General features: G+C 71.8%; 22 protein-coding genes and 3 tRNA genes. 21 read left to right on the plus strand and 4 right to left on the minus strand.

The window, feature by feature from the left end; all coding sequences use genetic code 11:
- Positions 1-55: 55 nt before the first annotated feature.
- Positions 56-1,150 (minus strand): glycosyltransferase, encoded by a 1,095-nt coding sequence (locus GRQ65_RS11760; RefSeq protein ID WP_337191668.1) that lies wholly within the window; start codon positions 1,148-1,150, stop codon positions 56-58.
- A 101-nt stretch (positions 1,151-1,251) separates the two neighbouring features.
- Between GRQ65_RS11760 and GRQ65_RS11765 the strand changes: the two genes are divergently transcribed.
- Positions 1,252-2,424 carry a glycosyltransferase family 87 protein gene (locus GRQ65_RS11765; RefSeq protein WP_160878151.1) on the plus strand — a complete coding sequence of 391 codons (1,173 nt, stop codon included), beginning with the start codon at positions 1,252-1,254 and terminating at the stop codon, positions 2,422-2,424.
- Positions 2,425-2,919: 495 nt separating this feature from the next.
- Here the strand turns inward: GRQ65_RS11765 and GRQ65_RS11770 are convergent, their stop codons facing one another.
- Positions 2,920-3,582, minus strand: a complete 663-nt coding sequence (locus GRQ65_RS11770) for an RDD family protein (RefSeq protein ID WP_160878152.1) — start codon at positions 3,580-3,582, stop codon at positions 2,920-2,922.
- Between the two features lie 173 nt (positions 3,583-3,755).
- Between GRQ65_RS11770 and GRQ65_RS11775 the strand changes: the two genes are divergently transcribed.
- From GRQ65_RS11775 to GRQ65_RS11815, 9 genes are all read left to right on the plus strand, one after another.
- Positions 3,756-6,158 (plus strand): FdhF/YdeP family oxidoreductase, encoded by a 2,403-nt coding sequence (locus GRQ65_RS11775; protein WP_160878153.1) that lies wholly within the window; start codon positions 3,756-3,758, stop codon positions 6,156-6,158.
- A 69-nt stretch (positions 6,159-6,227) separates the two neighbouring features.
- Positions 6,228-7,238 carry a pirin family protein gene (locus GRQ65_RS11780; protein ID WP_160878154.1) on the plus strand — a complete coding sequence of 337 codons (1,011 nt, stop codon included), beginning with the start codon at positions 6,228-6,230 and terminating at the stop codon, positions 7,236-7,238.
- Positions 7,238-7,852 carry a DNA-3-methyladenine glycosylase I gene (locus GRQ65_RS11785; RefSeq protein ID WP_160878155.1) on the plus strand — a complete coding sequence of 205 codons (615 nt, stop codon included), beginning with the start codon at positions 7,238-7,240 and terminating at the stop codon, positions 7,850-7,852. The genes GRQ65_RS11780 and GRQ65_RS11785 overlap by 1 nt, the downstream gene beginning before the upstream one ends.
- An 86-nt stretch (positions 7,853-7,938) precedes the next feature.
- Positions 7,939-8,011: transfer RNA gene (locus tag GRQ65_RS11790), tRNA-Thr, on the plus strand.
- Between the two features lie 49 nt (positions 8,012-8,060).
- A tRNA-Met gene (locus tag GRQ65_RS11795) sits at positions 8,061-8,134 on the plus strand.
- Between the two features lie 36 nt (positions 8,135-8,170).
- Positions 8,171-8,341, plus strand: a complete 171-nt coding sequence (gene rpmG / locus GRQ65_RS11800) for a 50S ribosomal protein L33 (RefSeq protein WP_160878156.1) — start codon at positions 8,171-8,173, stop codon at positions 8,339-8,341.
- A 97-nt stretch (positions 8,342-8,438) separates the two neighbouring features.
- The gene (locus GRQ65_RS11805) at positions 8,439-8,840 is read left to right on the plus strand and encodes an FAS1-like dehydratase domain-containing protein (protein WP_160878157.1); all 402 of its coding nucleotides are present in this window, start codon (positions 8,439-8,441) and stop codon (positions 8,838-8,840) included.
- Entirely contained in the window at positions 8,837-9,226 is a 390-nt protein-coding gene (locus tag GRQ65_RS11810) for a MaoC/PaaZ C-terminal domain-containing protein (RefSeq protein ID WP_160878158.1), read from the plus strand. Before GRQ65_RS11805 ends, GRQ65_RS11810 begins: the two co-directional genes overlap by 4 nt.
- Positions 9,219-10,259, plus strand: coding sequence for a UDP-N-acetylmuramate dehydrogenase (locus GRQ65_RS11815; protein ID WP_160878159.1), 1,041 nt, complete (start codon positions 9,219-9,221; stop codon positions 10,257-10,259). The genes GRQ65_RS11810 and GRQ65_RS11815 overlap by 8 nt, the downstream gene beginning before the upstream one ends.
- Before the next feature lie 97 nt (positions 10,260-10,356).
- Here GRQ65_RS11815 and GRQ65_RS11820 read toward each other — a convergent pair whose 3' ends face one another.
- Both GRQ65_RS11820 and GRQ65_RS11825 read right to left on the minus strand, forming a co-directional pair.
- Positions 10,357-11,388 (minus strand): adenosine deaminase, encoded by a 1,032-nt coding sequence (locus tag GRQ65_RS11820; RefSeq protein ID WP_160878246.1) that lies wholly within the window; start codon positions 11,386-11,388, stop codon positions 10,357-10,359.
- Positions 11,385-12,593 (minus strand): pyridoxal phosphate-dependent aminotransferase, encoded by a 1,209-nt coding sequence (locus tag GRQ65_RS11825; RefSeq protein WP_160878160.1) that lies wholly within the window; start codon positions 12,591-12,593, stop codon positions 11,385-11,387. The genes GRQ65_RS11820 and GRQ65_RS11825 overlap by 4 nt, the downstream gene beginning before the upstream one ends.
- Positions 12,594-12,777: 184 nt before the next feature.
- On the opposite strand from GRQ65_RS11825, the gene GRQ65_RS11830 reads away from it, so the two are divergent.
- The 11 genes from GRQ65_RS11830 (at position 12,778) to GRQ65_RS11880 (ending at position 21,007) form a co-directional block, all read left to right on the plus strand.
- Positions 12,778-12,850, plus strand: a tRNA-Trp gene (locus GRQ65_RS11830).
- Positions 12,851-12,928: 78 nt separating this feature from the next.
- The gene (secE, locus tag GRQ65_RS22760; protein ID WP_337191669.1) at positions 12,929-13,174 is read left to right on the plus strand and encodes a preprotein translocase subunit SecE; all 246 of its coding nucleotides are present in this window, start codon (positions 12,929-12,931) and stop codon (positions 13,172-13,174) included.
- Positions 13,175-13,224: 50 nt separating this feature from the next.
- Positions 13,225-14,241, plus strand: a complete 1,017-nt coding sequence (gene nusG, locus GRQ65_RS11840) for a transcription termination/antitermination protein NusG (RefSeq protein ID WP_439331861.1) — start codon at positions 13,225-13,227, stop codon at positions 14,239-14,241.
- 194 nt (positions 14,242-14,435) lie between these two features.
- Entirely contained in the window at positions 14,436-14,864 is a 429-nt protein-coding gene (gene rplK, locus GRQ65_RS11845) for a 50S ribosomal protein L11 (protein WP_160878161.1), read from the plus strand.
- Between the two features lie 88 nt (positions 14,865-14,952).
- Complete coding sequence (gene rplA, locus GRQ65_RS11850) at positions 14,953-15,672, plus strand: 50S ribosomal protein L1 (protein ID WP_160878162.1); 720 nt, start codon at positions 14,953-14,955, stop codon at positions 15,670-15,672.
- Positions 15,673-15,796: 124 nt separating this feature from the next.
- Positions 15,797-16,426, plus strand: a complete 630-nt coding sequence (locus GRQ65_RS22765) for a DUF1684 domain-containing protein (RefSeq protein ID WP_160878163.1) — start codon at positions 15,797-15,799, stop codon at positions 16,424-16,426.
- Between the two features lie 45 nt (positions 16,427-16,471).
- A complete protein-coding gene (locus tag GRQ65_RS11860; protein ID WP_160878164.1) occupies positions 16,472-17,422 on the plus strand; it encodes an NAD(P)-dependent oxidoreductase in 951 nt (316 codons plus the stop codon).
- Positions 17,423-17,804: 382 nt separating this feature from the next.
- The gene (gene rplJ, locus GRQ65_RS11865) at positions 17,805-18,455 is read left to right on the plus strand and encodes a 50S ribosomal protein L10 (RefSeq protein ID WP_160878165.1); all 651 of its coding nucleotides are present in this window, start codon (positions 17,805-17,807) and stop codon (positions 18,453-18,455) included.
- Positions 18,456-18,533: 78 nt separating this feature from the next.
- The gene (gene rplL / locus GRQ65_RS11870; protein WP_160878166.1) at positions 18,534-18,926 is read left to right on the plus strand and encodes a 50S ribosomal protein L7/L12; all 393 of its coding nucleotides are present in this window, start codon (positions 18,534-18,536) and stop codon (positions 18,924-18,926) included.
- Between the two features lie 333 nt (positions 18,927-19,259).
- Positions 19,260-20,216, plus strand: coding sequence for an ABC transporter ATP-binding protein (locus GRQ65_RS11875; RefSeq protein WP_160878167.1), 957 nt, complete (start codon positions 19,260-19,262; stop codon positions 20,214-20,216).
- Positions 20,217-20,221: 5 nt separating this feature from the next.
- Positions 20,222-21,007 carry an MlaE family ABC transporter permease gene (locus GRQ65_RS11880; protein ID WP_160878168.1) on the plus strand — a complete coding sequence of 262 codons (786 nt, stop codon included), beginning with the start codon at positions 20,222-20,224 and terminating at the stop codon, positions 21,005-21,007.
- Position 21,008 lies beyond the last annotated feature (1 nt).

The following is a 21,008-nucleotide window of genomic DNA, read 5'->3' on the forward strand; positions in this document are numbered from 1 at the left end:
AGGGAGGTTTCGAGACGGCGCTGGCGCGCCTCCTCAACCACCGGTCAGGGCGACCTCAGGCCGTAGCCGAGACCGCCTGGGGCGCGGCGTGCACCGCGAGCATCCGCTCGACGGTGGCGGCCCAGGGGAACAGCTCGGCGCGACGGCGGGCCCCCGCGCGGGAGACGGAGGTCGCGCGCAGGACGGCGCCGGCGAGCGCGACCGGGTCGGGAGCGCCCCAGGCGCCGGAGCCGGCGTCGACGAGCTCGCGGGCGCCGCCCCGGTCGGCGGTCACGACGGGGGTACCGCAGGCGAGCGCCTCGAGCACGGCCAGGCCGAACGTCTCGCCCGGGCACACCGACAGCGACACGTCGGCCGCGGCGATCCGGCGGGCGAGCTCGGCGCGGTCGTCGACGTAGCCGTGGAAGGTCACCGGGGCGTCGCCGGCCACGGCCCGGAGCTCGCCGAGGTGCGGGCCCTCGCCGTACACGTCGAGCTGCACGCGCACCCCGCGCCGGTGGAGCTCGACCGCGGTGGCGACGGCCAGGTGGGGCGACTTCTCGCGGGAGAGCCGCCCGACGTGCACGAGGCGCAGGAGCCCGTCGTCGGGGGGCGAGGCAGTGGCCGGGCAGGGCCGGAACGTCGCGAGGTCGACGCCGAGCGGCACCCGCTGCGGTGTGACGAGGCCGGCGAACTCCTCCTCGGCGTAGCGCGAGGTCACGACGACCTCGTCGACGCTGCGCACCAGGACCCGGTTGAGCAGCGCGACCGAGACCCGGGCGCTGCGGTCCAGGCCGCTGCGCAGCGCGAACATGTCGTCGAGCCGCTCGTGGGAGAACAGCACCGAGCGCACCCCGGCGCGGCGCGCCCAGCGCGCCACCGGCAGCAGCGTGAGCTTGTCGCTCAGCTCGATGCTGTCGGGTCCGAAGGACTCGAGCACGTCGACCACGCGCCACGGCTCGACGATCAGCCGGTAGCCACCACCGACCCGGGGGGCGCGCAGCTGCACGACACGCCCGTCCGGGGTCTCGGTCACCGAGTCGACGGGGCCGGGCACGACGAGCAGCCGCTCGCACCCGGCGGCGGCGTACCCGGAGCCGAGCGCCGCCAGCGCGGTCTTCATGCCGCCCGAGGCGGGTCCGACGAAGTTGGCCAGCTGGGCGATGCGCACCCCTGGACCCTCCCCGGCCCGGATGAACGGACAGCCAACCGACACCGACGCAGCAGCGTCCGTTCACGCGCGGGACGCCGGGCGCACGGACGCTGGGGGCCATGGTGACGACGACGTCCGGGGTCGTGTCGACGACCCGTCGTCACCCGACCCCGGTCGGACTGGTCGGACTGCTGGTGCTCCTGGTCGCCCTGGTGGGCGCCGTGGCCACGCAGCGGTGGACCTCGCCGGCCCCCGCGTCGCCCGACGGGCCGCCGTTCGCGGCCCTGCTCTTCAGCGGGCTCGCCCTCCTCTCGCTCCCGGTCGCCACCGCCGCGCTCGCCGGTGGCGGCGTCGCCGCCTCGGCGCTGACCCTCCGGGCCGTCGCCCGCGAGTCCGGGCGACGCCTCGCCGACCCGGTGTTGACGGCGGCGACGCTCGGCGCGCTCCTCCTCGAGCCGGTGCGCGAAGCGCTGCTCACCGGACGTCTCGACCTCGTGCTCATGGGCCTCCTGACCTGGGACCTGCTGGTCCTGAGGGGGCGGTGGAGCGGCGTCCTGGTGGGCGTCGTCGCCGGAGTCGCGCTCCCGGCCCTGCTCCTGGTCGTCCTGCTGGTCGCCGTGGGCCGTCGTGCCGAGGCGTGCCGCGCCGTCAGTGCGTTCGCTGCGACCGTGCTCGTCGGTGTCGTGCTGCGCCCGGGCGAGGCGGCCGACTTCTGGGGTCCGGCGCTGTGGTCCAGTGTCCTCGACGGTGCGTCCGCCGCCCGGCTCCTCGGCGGCGCCGCGGCGCTGCTCGCGCTCGCTCTGGCCGCCTGGTGGTGGCGGCGCGGGGCCCGTGACGTCGGCCTCGTCCTCGCCGGCACCGCGACGGTGCTCGGCTCGTCGACCCCGTCCGAGCGGCCCTGGGTCTGGGCCGTCCCCCTGGTGGTCGTGCTCGCCTCGCGCGCTCCGCGCTGGACGGCGTACGTCGTGGGTGCGGTGCTGCTGGTCGACGCCTACGCCTGGCTGGCGCTCGGGCTCGTCGCGTGCTCGGCGGTGCTGGTCGCTCGCACCGAGGTGAGCCAGCGCCGGGCGCGGGCCAGGTCGGGAGCGTCGTCGGCCCCGCTCTCGAGTCCGCCGTCGAAGACCCGCAGCACGGTCTCCAGCAGGAGCCTCGGTGACGTCGTGGTCGTGACCCGCAACGCCGTCTCGCGGTCGAGCGCCGCCTCGACCCACGCCTCGAACGCCGGTCCCGCCGGCAGCCCCAGGGTCATCTCGACCGCCGCGACCTCGTCGGCGGCGGTCAGCCAGCCGTAGCCGGGCTCGACCTCCGGCAGCACCACGACCACCCGGTCGGTCACCCCGGCCGCGTCGGCGGCGGCCACGATGCGGCGTACGGCGCCCGCTGGGTCGTCGAGGTCGCGCACCGTCGTCTCGTAGGCCGTCACGTCGAGCCCGCGGCGCTCGGCCATCGCGGCCGGTCCGGCCAGCTGGCCGGCGCCACCGGTGACGCGCACCGTCATCGGCCCGTCGAAGGCGACCGCGGCGAGATCGGTGTCGTCGACCACGGCCGAGGCGAGCAGCGGGTCGCCGGCCTCCGCGGCCGCCAGCGGGACGTCGAAGAGGGCCCGGAACGCGTCGTCCACCACGTCCTCACCGTAGCCAGACGCACGACCGCGCCGGCCCCCACGAGGGGACCGGCGCGGCCGGGTGGTGCGGGTGTGGTTTCGAGACAGGACTTCGTCCTTCCTCAACCACCGGTGCGGTGGTTGAGGAAGTCCGCCAGGACCGTCTCGAAACCGCTCGCGATGATCAGCCGATCTTGAGCACCTGGGTGCCACCGGCGAACTTGTCGAACCAGTGCTGGCGGCGGGCGGTGTCGGAGTTGATGCCGACGGCGATCAGGATGACCGCGACCAGCTGGGCGAGTCCGCCGACGATGGCGCCGAGGATCGGCACCACGCCGAGGATGCCGAGGCCGGCCCAGATGTTGCGGCGCACGGCCTGCTCCATCGTGGGGTTGCTGTGCCCGTCGGGTCCGACGACCTTCAGCTTCAGGATCTGCTTGCCGAGGGTCTGACCGCGGCTCGACTCCAGGAAGGCGAAGTAGCCGAGGTAGATCGCGGCCGAGAGGATCGAGCTGACCAGGTTGTTCAGCAGCCACGAGTCGGACGCGGCCGTCAGGATGGCGGTGATGACGCCGGCGACGATCCCGACGAGGATCCCGTCGATCAGGCGGGCCAGGAAGCGGGGGAGCAGCTCACCGGGCTGCGTGCCGCCGTAGCCCGGGGCGGGCGGCGGGGGCGTGCCGTACTGGGGGGCGCCGTACTGCGACTCCGAGCCGTAGCTCGGGGCCGGCGGCGGGGCGCCGTACTGCCCTCCCGCCGGCGGCGGCGGAGGCGGGGGCGGGGGCGGGGGCGTGCTGCCCTCGCCGTAGGGCGGAGTCGGGCCGTTGGGGGGCTCGGTGCTGCTCATGTCGTGCTCCGTTCGGATGTTCTCCAAGGTGTGCACGGTATTACCCGCACACGGTCGCGCCCGAACATAGCGGGATCGGGGGCCCCACGGGCAGGGACGCGCGACCTCACCCCGACGGGTCGGTCGCACCCTGTTGGCGGGACCCCCGACCTGGGCACCGGCAGGATGTGTCCATGATCCGCAAGCCCCCGACGGCCGACATCGACGAGTCCGACCTCCAGGTGTCCCACGCCGAGCACCACGCGGCCGGACCCACGGCCGTCGCGGTGAGCATGAAGCGCGGCATCGAGCAGATGGGCGTGGTCCGCACCGCCCAGACGCTGCTCAAGCTCAACCAGGCCGACGGGTTCGACTGCCAGGGCTGCGCGTGGCCCGACCCCTCGCCCGAGCACCGCCACACCGCGGAGTTCTGCGAGAACGGCGCCAAGGCGGTCACCGAGGAGGCGACGCTGCGCCGGGTCGGCCCGGAGTTCTTCGCCGCCCACCCGATCGCCGAGCTCGAGCAGCGCACCGACTACTGGCTCGGTCAGCAGGGGCGGATCACGCAGCCGATGGTGCTGCGCGAGGGCGCGACCCACTACGAGCCGATCTCGTGGGACGGTGCGTTCGCGCTGATCGCCGAGACCCTCAACGGCCTGGCCTCGCCGGACGAGGCGGTCTTCTACACCTCGGGCAAGACCTCCAACGAGGCGGCGTTCGTCTACCAGCTCTTCGCTCGGGCCTACGGCACCAACAACCTGCCCGACTGCTCCAACATGTGCCACGAGTCGACCTCGGTCGGGCTCGCCGAGGTCATCGGCATCGGCAAGGCGTCGGTGCGCTTCGAGGACGTCCACGACGCCGACGTCATCGTGATCGCCGGCCAGAACCCGGGCACCAACCACCCCCGGATGCTCTCGGCGCTCGAGATCGCCAAGAAGAACGGCGCCAAGGTCATCGCGATCAACCCCCTCAAGGAGGCGGGGCTGGTCCGGTTCAAGAACCCCCAGAACGTCAAGGGCGTCATCGGCAACGGCACCGGCATGGCCGACCTGCACCTCGCGGTGCGGATCAACGGCGACCTGGCGCTCTTCCAGGCGATCTCCTCGCTGCTGCTCGAGTGGGGCGAGGTCGACCACGACTTCATCGCCCAGCACACCTGGGGCTACGACGCCTACGTCGAGCACCTGCGCACCCTCGACTGGGACCTCGTCCTGCGCTCCACCGGTCTGACGCGCGCCGAGATCGAGGAGGCCGCCCGGTTGATCGCGGACTCCGAGAAGACCGTCTACTGCTGGGCGATGGGCATCACCCAGCACAAGAACGGCGTCGCGACGGTCAAGGAGATCAGCAACCTCGCGTTCCTGCGCGGCGACATCGGCAAGCCCGGCGCCGGTCTGTTCCCCGTGCGCGGCCACTCCAACGTGCAGGGCGACCGCACCATGGGCATCTGGGAGCGCCCGCCGGCCAGCTTCCTGGACTCCCTGCGCGACGAGTTCGGCTTCGAGCCGCCGCGCGAGCACGGCTACGACGCGGTCGCGGCCGTCAAGGCGATGCGTGACGGCGAGCTCAAGTTCTTCTTCGGTCTGGGCGGCAACTTCGTCTCGGCGATGTCGGACACCGAGGTCACCGAGGCCGCGATGCGCAACGCCGACCTCACGGTGCACGTGTCCACCAAGCCCAATCGCTCGCACGTCGTGCACGGCAAGCAGGCGCTGATCCTGCCGGTGCTGGGTCGCAGCGAGAAGGACCTCACCGGCGGTCACCCGCAGCGGGTCACGGTCGAGGACTCGCTCTGCTCGGTCCACGCCTCGCACGGGCCGCTCAAGCCGGCCTCCGAGCACCTGCGCTCCGAGGTCGACATCGTCTGCTCGATGGCGCTGGCCACCATCGGCGAGCGTCACGACCTGCCCTGGGCGGCGTTCCGCGACGACTACACCGAGATCCGCCGCCGCATCGCCCACGTCGTCCCCGGCTGCGCCGGCTACGACGAGAAGGTCGACCAGCCGGGTGGCTTCGTCCTGCCCCACCCGCCGCGGGACTCCCGCACCTTCCCGACCGACAAGGGCAAGGCGATCTTCACCGTCAGCCCCACCGAGGTCCTCGAGGTGCCGGAGGGTCGGCTGATCCTGCAGACGATGCGCTCGCACGACCAGTTCAACACGACGATCTACGGCCTCGACGACCGCTACCGCGGTATCAAGAACGGCCGTCGCGTCGTGTTCGTCAACCCCGACGACATGGTCGAGCTCGGTCTGCGCGAGGGCCAGTTCGTCGACATCGTCAGCGAGTGGGAGGACGGCTCCGAGCGGCTCGCGCCGCGCTTCCGGGTGGTCTCCTACGACACCCCGCGCGGGTGCACCGGCGCCTACTACCCCGAGACCAACGCGCTGGTGCCTCTCGACTCCAAGGCCGAGGGCAGCAACCAGCCGGCGTTCAAGTCGGTCGTCGTGCGCCTGGTCCCCGAGCGGGTGCCCGGCGACGGTGACGGGGCCGACGGCGACGACGAGCGCGCCGACACCGGCTTCAGCGGCGGCACCACCTCCGGCGACGACCCCGACCACAAGCGTCACGTGCAGCCGCTGCACCTGTCCTGACACCGGTCCTGACGGCGGTCCTCGCGCCGGCCTCCTGACACTGTCGGAGGTCGGTGCCAGGATCGTCGCGTGAGCAACCTCGAGGACCGTCCTGACGAGGTGCGCGCTGGTCGAGCAGCGAGCGCCAGCGAGCGTCGTCGAGACCCAGCTGCCGACGGCACCGGTGTGGACGTGCTGGCGCCACGGGAGGTGCCGCTCGGCGGTCCGCGAGCGATGACCGTGCGCCGCACCCTGCCCTCCCGAGAGCGTTCCCTCATCGGCGCCTGGTGCTTCCTCGACCACTACGGCCCCGACGACGTCGCCGAGACCGGCGGCATGTCGGTCGCGCCGCATCCCCACACGGGACTGCAGACCGCCTCCTGGCTCTTCACCGGCGAGATCGAGCACCGTGACTCGGCCGGCCACCACGCCGTCGTCCGGCCCGGCGAGCTCAACCTCATGACCGCGGGCCACGGCATCAGCCACACCGAGGTCTCCACCGCCGAGACCACCGTCCTGCACGGCGCCCAGCTGTGGATCGCCCTGCCCGAGGACGCCCGCGACGGCGCGCCCGGCTTCGCCCACCACGTGCCCGAGCCGGTCACCGGGCCGGGCTGGACGGCCCGGGTCTTCCTCGGCTCGCTGCTCGGCTCCACCTCGCCGGTCGCGACCGCGACGCCGCTGCTGGGGGCCGAGCTCCTCCTCGAGGCCGGCGCCAGCCTCGAGCTCGACCTCGACGCGGCGTTCGAGCACGGGGTGCTCGTCGACAGAGGCGAGGTCGTCGTGGCCGGCGAGCGCGTCGCTCGCCACGAGCTCGCCTACCTCGCCCCCGGCACCGGGTCGACCGTCCTGGAGGTCGAGGCCGACGCCCGCCTGCTCGTGCTCGGCGGGCCGCCGTTCGGCGAGCCGATCGTCATGTGGTGGAACTTCGTCGGCCGCACCCACGAGGAGGTCGTCGGCTTCCGCGAGGAGTGGCAGGCCCAGCTCGGGGAGGGCGAGGGGGAGCTCGCCGACGGCCGGTTCGGCGTCCCCGTCGGCAACGAGATGGCCCCGATCCCGGCCCCGGCGCTGCCCAACGCCCGGCTGCGCGAGCGTCGCTGATGACCGTCGAGGCCGGGCCCGCCGCGGAGGGGCCGGAGGGCGGGCCGATCGTGGGCGAGGACGGGGTCGCCCGCTGCCCGTGGGCGGGCGGGCCCGGGGTGATGCGCGACTACCACGACACCGAGTGGGGCAACCGCGTCAGCGGCGAGTCGGCCTACCTCGAGCGCCTGACGCTGGAGGCGTTCCAGTCCGGGCTGTCGTGGTCGACGATCCTCCACAAGCGCGAGGCCTTCCGCGAGGTCTTCTGCGGCTTCGACGCCGAGGCGGTGGCGGCGTTCGGACCCGACGACGAGGCGCGGCTGCTGCAGGACGCCCGCATCGTGCGCAACCGCGCCAAGGTCGCGGCAGCCGTCGTCAACGCCCGCGCCACCGTGGCGCTGCGCGGCGACGGCGGGCTCGAGGCGTTCGTGCTCGGCTTCGCGCCCGCGCAGCCGCCGGCGCCGCGCACGGTGAGCGAGCTGCAGACCACCTCGCCGGAGTCGACGGCACTGTCGAAGGCGCTGAAGAAGCATGGCTTCGCCTTCGTCGGACCGACCACGATGTTCGCGCTGATGGAGGCGATCGGTGTCTTCGACCCGCACCTGGTGGGCTGCTTCCGACGGGGTGCGAACTGAGCGTGGGGGCACATCCGCCCACCGATTTCAGACTCCGCGCAGGGGCTGTGTATCGTTCTCCGACGGTGCCACTCAGTGGTGCCGAGGCCCCTTTAGCTCAGTCGGCAGAGCGTCTCCATGGTAAGGAGAAGGTCTACGGTTCGATTCCGTAAAGGGGCTCTGGCAGGACCGGACCGGTGGCGAGAGCGATCGGTGGTCGTGCCCCCGTGGCGGGGTAGCTCAGGTGGTTAGAGCACACGGCTCATAATCGTGGTGTCGCGGGTTCGAGTCCCGCCCCCGCTACTGCGCAGCACCGACCAGACGACCTGAGGATTCACCGTGGCCAGCAAGAGCTCTGACGTTCGCCCGAAGATCACGCTCGCGTGCACCGAGTGCAAGGAGCGCAACTACATCACCAAGAAGAACCGGCGCAACAACCCGGATCGCATGGAGATGAAGAAGTTCTGCCCGCGCGACCGCAAGCACACCGTGCACCGCGAGACCCGCTGACCTCAGCGTCCTCTGCACGTCCCGACCCCGTCCGGCACCGCCGGGCGGGGTCGCGCGCTTGACCGTTCCACCCGCCCCGGGCCCTATCCTGGGACCCATGCCGATCGACCAGTCCCTCGTCGGTCGGGAGTTCCCACCGACCGCCCCGCACGAGGTCGAGGAGTCCCGCGTGCGCGCCTTCGCCGAGACCACCGGCGCGACGTACGACGGCGGGCCGGTGCCCGCGACGTACCCGATCGTGCTGGCCTTCGAGGCGATGAACGCCTTCCTCGAGGCCGAGCAGGTCGACCTGTTCCGCATCGTCCACGGCGAGCAGCGCTTCAGCTACGAGCGCCCGGTCGTGCCGGGTGACGTCCTCACCGCCACGCTGACCGTCGCCTCGCTTCGCCAGATCGGCGGCAACGACATCATCGGCACCACCAGCGCCGTGACCGACGCCGACGGCGCGCTGGTCTGCTCCACCTCGGCCACGCTCGTGCACCGCGGCGGTGCCGCATGAGGAGCCTCGCGCCCCGCACCTTCACGATCACCCGCGCCGACCTCGTCGCCTACGCCGAGGCGAGCGGCGACCACAACCCCATCCACCAGGACGAGGCCGTCGCCACCAGCGTCGGCCTGCCCGGCGTCATCGCCCACGGGATGTACACCATGGCGCTGGCCGCCCGCGCCGTCGCCGAGTGGTTCCCGGGGTCCGAGGTGGTCTCGTTCGGCTGCAAGTTCACCAGCCCCGTCGTCGTGCCCGCCGAGGGCGGCGCCGAGGTCGAGGTCGCCGGCGAGGCCGGTGATCGCGACGCCGACGGGCTGACGACGGTCAAGCTCACGGTGACCTGTGGCGGCCAGAAGGTGCTCGGCATGCCCAAGGCCGTGGTCCGCGCACGTGGCTGAGCGTCTCGCCGACCACACCACGCTGCGCCTGGGCGGTCCCGCCGCCCGCTGGGTCCGGGCGACCACCGAGGCCGAGCTGATCGAGGCCCTCCGCACCGCCGAGGGCTCGCTGCTCGTGCTCGGCGGCGGCAGCAACCTCGTCGTCGGCGACGCGGGCTACGACGGCACGGTCGTCGAGGTCGCCACGCGCGGGATCACCCCCGACACCTCGCCCGATGACACCGACCCCTCGTGCGGTGGCGTCCTGGTCCGGGTCGCGGCGGGGGAGTCCTGGGACGGCTTCGTCGCCCACGCCGTCGGGCGCGGTTGGGCCGGCGTCGAGGCGCTGGCCGGCATCCCCGGCAGCGTCGGGGCCACTCCGGTGCAGAACGTCGGTGCCTACGGCCAGGACGTCTCGCAGACCATCGCCTCGGTGCGGGTCTGGGACCGCACGTTGGGCGGGGTGCGCACCTTCGCCAACGCCGACTGCGGCTTCGGCTACCGCACCTCCCGCTTCAAGGCCGACCAGCTCCCGACCGGTGGGGGCCGCCACGTCGTCCTCGACGTCACCTTCCAGCTGCGCCCCGGCACCCTCGGGCAGCCGGTGGCCTACGCCGAGCTCGCCCGGGCCCTCGGCGTCGAGGTGGGGCAGCGCGCCCCGCTGGCCGACGTACGCGCGGCCGTGCTGGAGCTGCGTCGCGCCAAGGGCATGGTGCTCGACGAGGCCGACCACGACACCTGGAGCGCCGGGTCGTTCTTCACCAACCCCGTCGTCGACGCGTCCGCCGTGCCCGCCGGCGCCCCGGCCTGGCCGCAGCCCGACGGGCGGGTCAAGACCAGCGCCGCCTGGCTGATCGAGCACGCGGGGTTCGGCAAGGGCTACGGCACGGGCCCGGTCACCCTCTCGACCAAGCACACCCTGGCGCTGACCAACCGCGGCGAGGCCACGACCTCCGACCTGCTGCGCCTGGCGCTGGAGGTGCGTGACGGTGTCGAGCTGGCCTTCGGCATCCGGCTCGAGAACGAGCCGGTGCTGCTCGGCTGCTCGCTGTAGCGCCGCGCCGCCCGCTGGTCGAGCGCCGCCGTGGGTTGAGGAGGCCGACTACGGCCGTCTCGAAACCACTCGACCAGCGGTGGGTTGGCCGCGCAGGTCAGTCGGGCGCGGCCAGCCAGTCGTCGATGCCGGAGAGCAGCCGCTGACGCACGTCGGACGGTGCGCAGGAGGCGCGCACGGACATCCGGGCGAGCTCGGCGAGCGTGTCGTCGGAGAGCTCGTGGGCGGCGCGCATGGTGGCGTACTGGCCGGCCAGGCGGGAGCCGAACAGCAGCGGGTCGTCGGCGCCGAGGGCGACGGTGGCGCCGGCCGCCAGCAGGGTCGGCAGCGGCACCGAGGTGAGGTCGGAGTAGACCCCCAGAGCGACGTTGGAGGTGGGGCACACCTCGAGGGCGACGCCGGCGGATACGACCCGATCCAGCACCGCGGGGTCCTCGCTGGAGCGCACGCCGTGGCCGAGCCGCTGGGCGTGGAGCGCGTCGAGGCACTGCGTCACGTGGTCCGCGCCGCGCAGCTCGCCGCCGTGGGGCACGAGCAGCAGGCCGGCGCGCTCGGCGATGCGGAACGCCCCGGCGAACTCCGTCGTCGAGCCGCGGCGCTCGTCGTTGGAGAGCCCGAAGCCGACGACCCCGCGTCCGGCGTACTGCGCCGCCAGACGGGCGAGGGTGCGGGCGTCGAGGGGGTGGCGGGTGCGGTTGGCGGCGATCACGACAGCCATGCCGAGCCCGGTCTCGCGCGAGGCCGAGGCCACCGCGTCGAGCACGAGGTCGGTGAACGCCGTGACCCCGCCGAAGCGCGCGGCGTACCCGCTCGGGTCGACCTGGATCTCCAGCCAGCCGCCGCCGTCGCGGACGTCGTCCTCGGCAGCCTCGAGCACCAGCCGTCGCACGTCGTCCGGCGTCCGCAGCACCGAGCGCGCCACGTCGTAGAGCCGCTGGAAGCGGAACCAGCCCTTCTCGTCGGCCGCGCTCAGCTCCGGCGGCCACTCCGTGACCAGCTGCTCGGGCAGCCGGATGCCGTCGCGCTCGGCGAGCTCGAGCAGTGTCGCGTGCCGCATCGAGCCCGTGAAGTGCAGGTGCAGGTGCGCCTTGGGGAGGGTCCGCAGGTCGCGCGGTGCGGCGGGGCTCAGGAGAACAGCTTCTGCAGGCGGGTGACGCCCTCGACGATGTCGTCGTCGCCCAGGGCGTACGACAGCCGCAGGTAGCCCGGCGACCCGAACGCCTCGCCCGGCACGACCGCGACCTCGGCCTTCTCGAGGATGAGCTCCGACAGCTCGGCGGAGGTCTCGACCATGCGGCCGTCGTGCTGGCGTCCGAGCAGCCCCTTGACCGAGGGGTAGGCGTAGAAGGCGCCACCGGGCATCGGGCAGACGACCCCGTCGATCTCGTTGAGCATCGACACGATCGTGTGCCGGCGCCGGTCGAAGGCGACCTTCATCTCCTCGACGGCCGCAAGGTCGCCCTCGAGGGCGGCGATCGCGGCGCGCTGGGCGACGTTGGCGACGTTGGAGGTGGCGTGCGACTGCAGGTTGGTCGCCGCCTTGACGAGGTCCTTGGGTCCGATCATCCAACCGACCCGCCAGCCGGTCATCGCGTAGGTCTTCGCGACGCCGTTGACGATCACGCAGTTGTCGGCGAGGAACGGGCACAGCACCGGCATCGACCCGGTGTCGGCGCCGTCGTAGACGAGGTGCTCGTAGATCTCGTCGGTCAGCACCCACAGGTCGTGGTCCTCGACCCACTGCCCGATCGCCTTGATCTCCTCGGAGGTGTAGATCGCGCCGGTGGGGTTGGAGGGGCTGACGAACAGCAGCACCTTCGTCTTCTCGGTGCGCGCCGCCTCGAGCTGCTCGACGGTGACCTTGTAGTCCTGGGTCTCGTCGGCGAGCACCTCGACCGCGACGCCGCCCGCGAGCTGGATCGACTCCGGGTAGGTCGTCCAGTACGGCGCGGGCACGATCACCTCGTCGCCCGGGTCGAGCATCGCCGCGAACGCCGCGTAGATCGCCTGCTTGCCGCCGTTGGTCACGAGCACCTGCGCGGGCTCGATCTCGTAGCCGCTGTCGCGCCGGGTCTTGTCGACGATCGCCTGCTTGAGCTCGGGCAGGCCGCCGGCGGGCGTGTAGCGGTGGTTCTTGGGCTCACGGGCGGCGGTGACGGCCGCCTCCACGATGTAGTCGGGGGTGGGGAAGTCCGGCTCGCCGGCACCGAACCCGATGACCGGACGACCCTCGGCCTTGAGCGCCTTCGCCTTGGCGTCGACCTTCAGCGTCGCCGACTCGGCGATGGCACCGAGTCGCTGGGAGACACGTCGTTCGCGCGGGGAGCTCGTCATGGCCCCATCGTAGGGGTGGCGGGCCCGGGTGCCTCCCGGGCCTCCGAGCCCTGGGAACGCCTGCGACCGCCTCGGCGTTGTGCAGGGCGAGACGTCCTCTTTTGGCTGCTCACGCGGGCGGTGCGTAGACTGTCCGCTTGGTGGTTTCCCACAGGCTTCGGCCTGCCCGGGGCTCGACCACCGGAGGGCACTAGCTCAACTGGCAGAGCATCGGTCTCCAAAACCGAAGGTTGGGGGTTCAAGTCCCTCGTGCCCTGCAGGACGCACCACCGCACGAGCGCCAGAGAAGCACCAGACGACGAGCAGACCGACGAGCAGGACCGAAGGGATTCGACGTGAGCGAGAGCAAGGCGGTCCGCGGGCCCCGGGACACCGGCCCGCAGCGCACGAGCCTCCCGACGTTCTACCGCCAGGTCGTCGCCGAGCTCCGCAAGGTCGTCTACCCGACCCGCGAGCAGCTCACGACGTACTTCATCGTCGTGATGGTCTTCGTGGTGATCATGATGGCGATCGTCTCCCTCCTCGACCTGGCGTTCGGTCGGCTGGCCTTCGAGGTCTTCGACGGCCGGTCCGGCTCGTAGCCGATCCCGGCCCCCGCGGCCGCCGTCCGGGCGGCCTCCCCGATCAGTGACTGATGGAGCAACGCGTGTCGCAGCAGTACGACGAGACCGAAGGTCTCCCCGAGGGTCTCGCCGACGGTGAGCAGCCCGACCCGGAGCTCGAGGACGAGTACGGCGAGGCGAACGACGGCCCCGACGTCGAGGACGACGCGCGGCTCGACCTCGAGGTGACCGACGAGGACACCGACGAGGAGATGGGCGTCGAGGACGTCCGCGACCCCGGCTTCTCCTCGCGCGACCTCTCCGAGGCCGACGGCGACGAGGCCCCGGAGCTCGACGACGCTGACGGCGACGCTGACGGCTCCGACGAGGACGCCGACGAGGACACCGCCGAGCTGGGCGCCGAGGCGGACGACGCCGACCTCGACGAGGACGACGCTGCCGACGCCGAGCCCGAGGACTCCGACCCGCTCGAGGCCTTCCGCCGCGAGCTGTGGGCCAAGCCGGGCGACTGGTTCGTCGTGCACACCTACTCCGGCATGGAGAACCGGGTGAAGTCGAACCTCGAGAACCGCATCATCTCCCTCAACATGGAGGACTACATCCACGAGATCGTGGTCCCCACCGAGGAGGTCGCGGAGATCAAGAACGGCCAGCGCAAGATGGTCAAGCGCACCGTCCTCCCCGGTTACGTCCTCGTCCGCATGGACCTGACCGACGAGTCCTGGGCCGCCGTGCGCCACACGCCGTCGGTGACCGGCTTCGTCGGCCACAGCCACCAGCCGGTGCCGCTGAGCATGAGCGAGGTCGAGAACATGCTGGCCCCCGCCGTGGTCGCCCGCGCCGAGGCCGAGGCGGCCGCCGCCGGCACCGCCTCGCCCGCTGCCGTCCAGGCCGCGAAGAAGCCGGTCGAGGTGGCCGACTTCGACGTGCAGGACAGCGTCATGGTCGTCGACGGTCCGTTCGCGACGCTGCACGCGACGATCACCGAGATCAACCCCGAGTCCCAGCGCGTCAAGGCGCTGGTCGAGATCTTCGGCCGGGAGACCCCGGTCGAGCTCAGCTTCAGCCAGATTCAACGCGTCTGAGGAACGAGCTTGCGAGTTCCTCAGGCAAGCGTTGGATTGAGGAGCGTCGGCTGACGGCGACGAAGGAGCCGACAGCCGACGTGTCTCGAAATCCAGAGGGCTGAGGGTCGGCACCCGTCTCGAGTCGACGGGCGCTGAGCAGGAAAGTGGCAGGAGCACCAGCTCCGCTGTGACCACACGAGAGAGAAGAGAGCATGCCTCCCAAGAAGAAGATCGCTGCGCTGGTCAAGGTGCAGCTGCAGGCCGGGTCCGCGACCCCGGCGCCGCCGGTCGGTACCGCCCTCGGTCCGCACGGCGTCAACATCATGGACTTCTGCAAGGCCTACAACGCCCAGACCGAGTCCATGCGCGGCAACGTCGTCCCCGTCGAGATCACCATCTACGAGGACCGTTCGTTCACCTTCATCACCAAGACCCCGCCGGCCGCCGAGCTGATCAAGAAGGCCGCCGGCCTCGGCAAGGGCTCGGGCGTCCCGCACAAGGAGAAGGTCGGCAAGCTGACCAAGGACCAGGTGCGCGAGATCGCTCAGACCAAGCTCCCCGACCTCAACGCGAACGACATCGACGCCGCGATGAAGATCGTCGAGGGCACCGCTCGTTCCATGGGCGTCACGACCGACTGACGCCCCAGTGGCAGGGCCGCGCTGGCCCACCTGACCACGACCTTCCCGGCACCGTACGCACGGCGCCACCACACAGAGGATTGAGACCATGCAGCGCAGCAAGACCTACCGCGCGGCGGCCGAGACGTTCGACAAGGACGAGCTCTACGCCCCGCTCGCGGCGATCAAGATCGCCAAGACCAGCTCCAAGAAGAAGTTCGACGAGACCGTCGACGTCGTGATGCGCCTCGGGGTCGACCCCCGCAAGGCCGACCAGATGGTGCGCGGCACCGTCAACCTGCCCCACGGCACCGGCAAGACCGCCCGCGTCCTCGTCTTCGCGAACGGCGACAAGGCGCAGGCCGCGCTCGACGCCGGGGCCGACGAGGTCGGTGGCGACGAGCTCATCGACAAGGTGGCCGGCGGCTACCTCGACTTCGACGCCGTGGTCGCGACCCCGGACCTGATGGGCAAGGTCGGCCGCCTCGGCCGCGTGCTCGGTCCCCGCGGCCTCATGCCGAACCCGAAGACCGGCACCGTGACGCCCGACCCGGCCAAGGCCGTGACGGACATCAAGGGCGGCAAGATCGAGTTCCGCGTCGACCGCCACGCCAACCTGCACTTCATCATCGGCAAGGCCTCCTTCGACGAGGTCCGCCTCGCGGAGAACTACGCCGCGGCGCTCGAGGAGGTGCTCCGGCTCAAGCCGGCCAGCTCCAAGGGTCGCTACATCAAGAAGGTGACGGTCTCGACGACCATGGGCCCCGGTGTCCAGGTCGACCCCAACCGCACCAAGAACCTCGCCACCGAGGACGCTGCGGAGGCCTGAGCCCCGCTGCCTGTCTCGAGGCACCAGCAGTTCCCAGCACCGCCCGTCGGCTCCGGCCGACGGGCGGTGCTGCGCTGTTCGGGGGCTGCCCGTGCCCTTCCCGGGCGCCGCGTAGCGTGAGGCGGTGACCCCCACGGCCGCGCGCACCGCCCTCGACGTCGTCGACTGGCGCCGGCGCGTCTTCGCCCTGTACGACGCCGTGCGCGCCGCGCCCGACCCCGAGACGGGGCACGCGCTGTGGCAGCGGGGGCGCGACGACCTGCTGGCCCACCACCCCGCGACCCCGGTCCTCGCCGACGACCGGGCCGCCTTCGGTGGCGTGCCCGTCGCGCCCTACGACCTGTCCTGGCGCTTCGAGGTGGAGCTGCAGCCCGCCGAGCCCGGCGGGTTCGAGTTCGCGACCGGCACCGACGGGGTGGTGCCCTTCGAGCGGATCGCCCTCGTCGAGCTGCCGGGGGTCGGGTCGCTCGACGTCTGGCGCCTGACGACGTACGGCGGCGGGCTGTTCATCCCGGTGCGCGATGCCCTGGCCGGCAGACCGGGCGGGACGTACGGCGGTGGTCGCTACCTGGTCGACACGATCAAGGGAGCCGACCTCGGGACGGATGGCGAGGCGGGCACGATCGTGCTCGACCTCAACTTCGCCTACAACCCGTCGTGCGCCTACGACCCGGCCTGGGCCTGCCCCCTCGCGCAGCCCGGGAACGTCCTCGAGGTCGAGGTCCCGGTGGGGGAGCGGTCCGCGGGCGCCTGACGCAGGCCCGCAGGAACGCGGGCCGCGGCTGCGTATCGTGAGCCCGTGCGGTGCGTGGTCCTCGACGACTTCCAAGGTGTAGCGCTGGAGTACGCCGACTGGTCGGTCCTCGACGGCGTGGAGGTGTCGACCGAGCGCGAGCACCACGACGACCCCGACCGGCTGGTGGACGTGCTGACCGGCGCCGAGGTCGTGGTGGTGATGCGTGAGCGCACCCCGCTGCCCGCCGGCGTGCTGTCCCGGCTGCCCGACCTGCGTCTGCTGGTCACGACGGGGCGTCGCAACGCCTCGATCGACGTCGAGGCCGCGCGGGCGCAGGGCATCACCGTGTGCGGCACGTCGTCGCTGTCGAGCCCGCCGGCGGAGCTCACCTGGGCGCTGGTGCTCGGTCTGGCGCGACACGTCGCGCAGGAGTCCCGGGCGATGGCCGACGGGGGACCCTGGCAGTCGACGGTGGGCCGCGACCTGGCCGGAGCCAGGCTCGGGGTCGTCGGGCTGGGCCGGATCGGCACCGCCGTGGCCCGGGTCGGGCTGGCCTTCGGGATGGACGTCGCCGCCTGGAGCCCGCACCTCGACGACGAGCGGGCCGCGGCGGCCGGCGTACGACGGGCGGGGTCGCTGACCGACCTGCTCGCCGCCAGCGACGTCACGACGCTCCACCTGCAGCTCTCGGACTCCACCCGCGGCCTCCTCGGTCGCGACGAGCTCGCCGCCGCGAAGCCCGGGTCACTGCTGGTCAACACCGCCCGCGCCGGTCTCGTCGAAACCGACGCGATGGTCGACGCCCTGCGCGAGGGCCGACTCGGCGGAGCCGGTCTCGACGTCTACGACATCGAGCCGCTGCCGCCCGACCACCCGCTGCGCACGATGCCGTCGGTCCTCGCGCTGCCGCACCTCGGCTACGTCACCGAGGCCAACTACCGGCTCTTCTTCACCGAGGCCGTCGAGGACGTCGCCGCCTGGCTCGCCGGCAGCCCGGTCCGCGAGCTGAGTTGAGCCGCGCCTCGGTGGTGGTCTCGAGACGGCCGTAGCCGGCCTCCTCAACCACCGGTGCCGGTGGTGGTCTCGAGACGGCTTTAGCCGGCCCGGTGCCGGTGGTTGAGGAAGGACGAAGTCCTGTCTCGAGACCACCAGCGGTGTTGCGGTCCGATTTGGCCCGACGCTCGCCACGTCCGTACAGTTCTCCGAGTAACCAGAGACCGCCGGTCGTCCGGCTGCGCAAGCAGCCTGACCGAAGGTTCCGCACTCGATGCGGACGGCCTGCGCAGGGGACAGAGCACGATCTGCACCACCATGATCACGCCCTGAGCCTGCGCTGCTCAGGGCGTCCGTCATCTCTCACCGCGGGACCGGTCTCACTCACGAGAGAAGGAGACCGATGGCGCGGGCAGACCGACAAGCCGCTGTCACCGACATCGCTGGCGCGTTCAACGATGCCGCGGGCGCGGTGCTGACCGACTATCGCGGGCTCACCGTCAAGGAGCTGCAGGAACTGCGCCGCTCCCTCGGCGAGAACGCCGACTACGCCGTGGTCAAGAACACGCTGGCCAAGCTGGCCGCCTCCGAGGCGGGCATGCAGGGCTTCGACGAGCTCCTGGTCGGACCGACCGCGATCGCCTTCCTGAAGGGCGACGTGGTCGAGGCCGCGAAGGGGCTGCGTGACTTCGCCAAGGCCCACCCCGCCCTGATCATCAAGGGCGGTTACCTCGACGGCAAGGCCATGGACGCGGCGGAGGTGGCGAAGCTCGCCGACCTCGAGTCGCGCGAGGTGCTGCTGGGCAAGCTCGCTGGCGCGATGCTCGCCTCGCTCAGCCAGGCCGTCTACCTGCTCAACGCGCCTCTCGCCCAGGCCGCCCGCGTCGCGGGTGCGCTGCAGGCCAAGGCCGAGCAGGACCCCTCGATCCTCGCAGGTGGAGCCGGTACGCCGGCTGAGCCCGCCGCTGAGGAGGCCGCGCCGGCTGCTGAGGAGGAGGCCCCCGCTGAGGAGGCCACCACCGACGAGGCCGCCGACGAGGCCGCAGAAGCCTGATCCAGGGCTGACCACCACCTGTAACGAAACCCGGCCCGCGGCAGCGCCGCGAGCCACCGACTGGAAGGAACCGCCACCATGGCGAAGCTCAGCACCGACGAGCTGCTCGACGCGTTCAAGGAGATGACGCTGATCGAGCTGTCCGAGTTCGTGAAGCAGTTCGAGGAGACCTTCGGCGTCACCGCCGCCGCCCCCGTCGCCGTGGCCGCCGCCCCGGCCGCCGGTGGCGCCGCTGGTGGTGCCGAGGAGGCCGCCGAGCAGGACAGCTTCGACGTCGTCCTCGAGGCCGCTGGCGACAAGAAGATCAACGTCATCAAGGAGGTGCGCGCGCTGACCTCCCTCGGTCTGAAGGAGGCCAAGGACCTCGTCGAGGCCGCGCCGAAGCCGATCCTCGAGGGCGTCGACAAGGCTGCGGCCGACAAGGCCAAGGAGGCGCTCGAGGGCGCCGGAGCCACCGTCACCGTCAAGTGATGCGTGCTGTGCCGGGCTCGCCCGCGCACAGCTGATCCACAGCCGAGGCGGCCATCCCCTGCGGGGGGTGGTCGCCTCGCTGCGTTCCCGGACACCGTGTCTCAGGGGCCCCCGGGTGGCGTTTGGGTGCACGAGCGTGCTGCAGGTCACATCTGGGTACGTCTCGATCCGGCACCGTTCTCGGGACAGTGGTGACGGGCGTCTCAAAGATGCGTAACCTCGCTGCGACGACGCCGTTGTTACTGATCAGTGTGGTTCGGGCTGCTCACGGTCCGGACCGGGCCTCAGGGAGCGACCGGGTGGAGTCGACTCGGTCGAAGGGGAGAGCGCGACATGGGTGTGGAGATCAAGATCGAGGGACTGACGAAGTCCTTCGGCAAGCAGCTCATCTGGGGTGACGTGACGCTCACCGTCCCCGCGGGCGAGATCTGCGTGATGCTCGGTCCGTCCGGCACCGGCAAGTCGGTGCTGCTCAAGACGCTGATCGGGCTGCTCAAGCCCGACCGCGGCTCGGTGATCATCGAGGGCACCGACATCGCGAGCTGCCCCGAGCGCGAGCTCTACGAGATCCGCAAGCTGTTCGGTGTGCTGTTCCAGGACGGCGCGATGTTCGGCTCGATGAACCTGTACGACAACGTCGCCTTCCCGCTGCGCGAGCACACGAAGAAGACCGAGTCCCAGATCCGCGACGTGGTCATGGAGAAGATGGACCTCGTCGGTCTGCTCGGCGCCGAGGACAAGCTGCCGGGCGAGATCTCGGGGGGCATGCGCAAGCGCGCCGGCCTGGCCCGCGCGCTGGTCCTCGACCCCGAGATCGTGCTCTTCGACGAGCCCGACTCGGGCCTCGACCCGGTGCGCACGGCGTTCCTCAACCAGCTGATCGTCGACCTCAACGCCCAGATCGACGCGACGTTCCTGATCGTCACCCACGACATCAACACCGCGCGCACGGTGCCCGACAACATCGGGCTGCTCTACCACCGGCACCTGGCGATGTTCGGGCCCCGCGAGATGCTGCTGAGCTCGGAGGAGCCGGTGGTGCGCCAGTTCCTCAACGCCCAGCGCGTCGGCCCCATCGGCATGTCGGAGGAGAAGGACGCCGACGAGCTGGCCGCCGAGAAGGACCAGGACCTCCCGCCGCTGCCGCCGATCCCGATGCAGCTCGAGCCGTCCAACGGCATCCCGCGGCGCTCGCAGCGCGAGCCCGGGGCCTGGTGCCGGGAGAACGGCGTGACGCCGCCCCCCGGCTCCTTCGAGGAGGGCATGACCATGGCGACCGGCGGGTCCTGACGCCGATGTCGAACCTGACCGCCTCGCGGGTCCTGAAGCCGATCGGGACCGCGGGGAGCCTCTTCGCCTTCGCCCTCGACGTGCTGCGCGGGCTGTTCCGGCGCCCCTTCCAGCTGCGCGAGTTCATCCAGCAGGCGTGGTTCCTCGCCTCCGTGACGATCGTGCCCACGGCGCTCGTGGCGATCCCCTTCGGTGCCGTCATCGCGCTGCAGGTGGGTGGCCTCATCAAGCAGTTCGGCGCACAGTCGTTCACGGGCTCGGCGTCGGTCCTCGCGGTGATCCAGCAGGCCGCGCCCATCGGCACGGCGCTGCTCATCGCGGGTGCCGGCGGCTCGGCGATCGCGGCCGACCTGGGTGCTCGCAAGATCCGCGAGGAGCTCGACGCGATGATGGTGCTGGGCATCGACCCCATCCAGCGCCTCGTCGTCCCGCGGGTGCTCGCCTGCATGATGGTCGCCGTCTTCCTCAACGGGATGGTGAGCGTCGTCGGCGTCTCGGGCGGCTACGTCTTCAACGTCGTCCTGCAGGACGGCACCCCCGGCGCCTACCTCGCCAGCTTCACGGCGCTCGCCCAGCTGCCCGACCTGTGGATCGGTCTCATCAAGGCGCTCATCTTCGGTCTGATCGCGGCGATCGTGGCGAGCTACAAGGGCATGAACGCCGGCGGTGGTCCCAAGGGCGTGGGCGACGCCGTCAACGAGTCGGTCGTCATCACGTTCCTGCTGCTCTTCGTCGTCAACTTCATCCTGAGCACGGTCTACCTCCAGATCGTTCCACCGAAGGTGGCATGAC

It is taken from the genome of Nocardioides flavescens, from assembly GCF_009823805.1.
In the GTDB taxonomy this organism is placed as follows: Bacteria; Actinomycetota; Actinomycetes; order Propionibacteriales; family Nocardioidaceae; genus Nocardioides; species Nocardioides flavescens.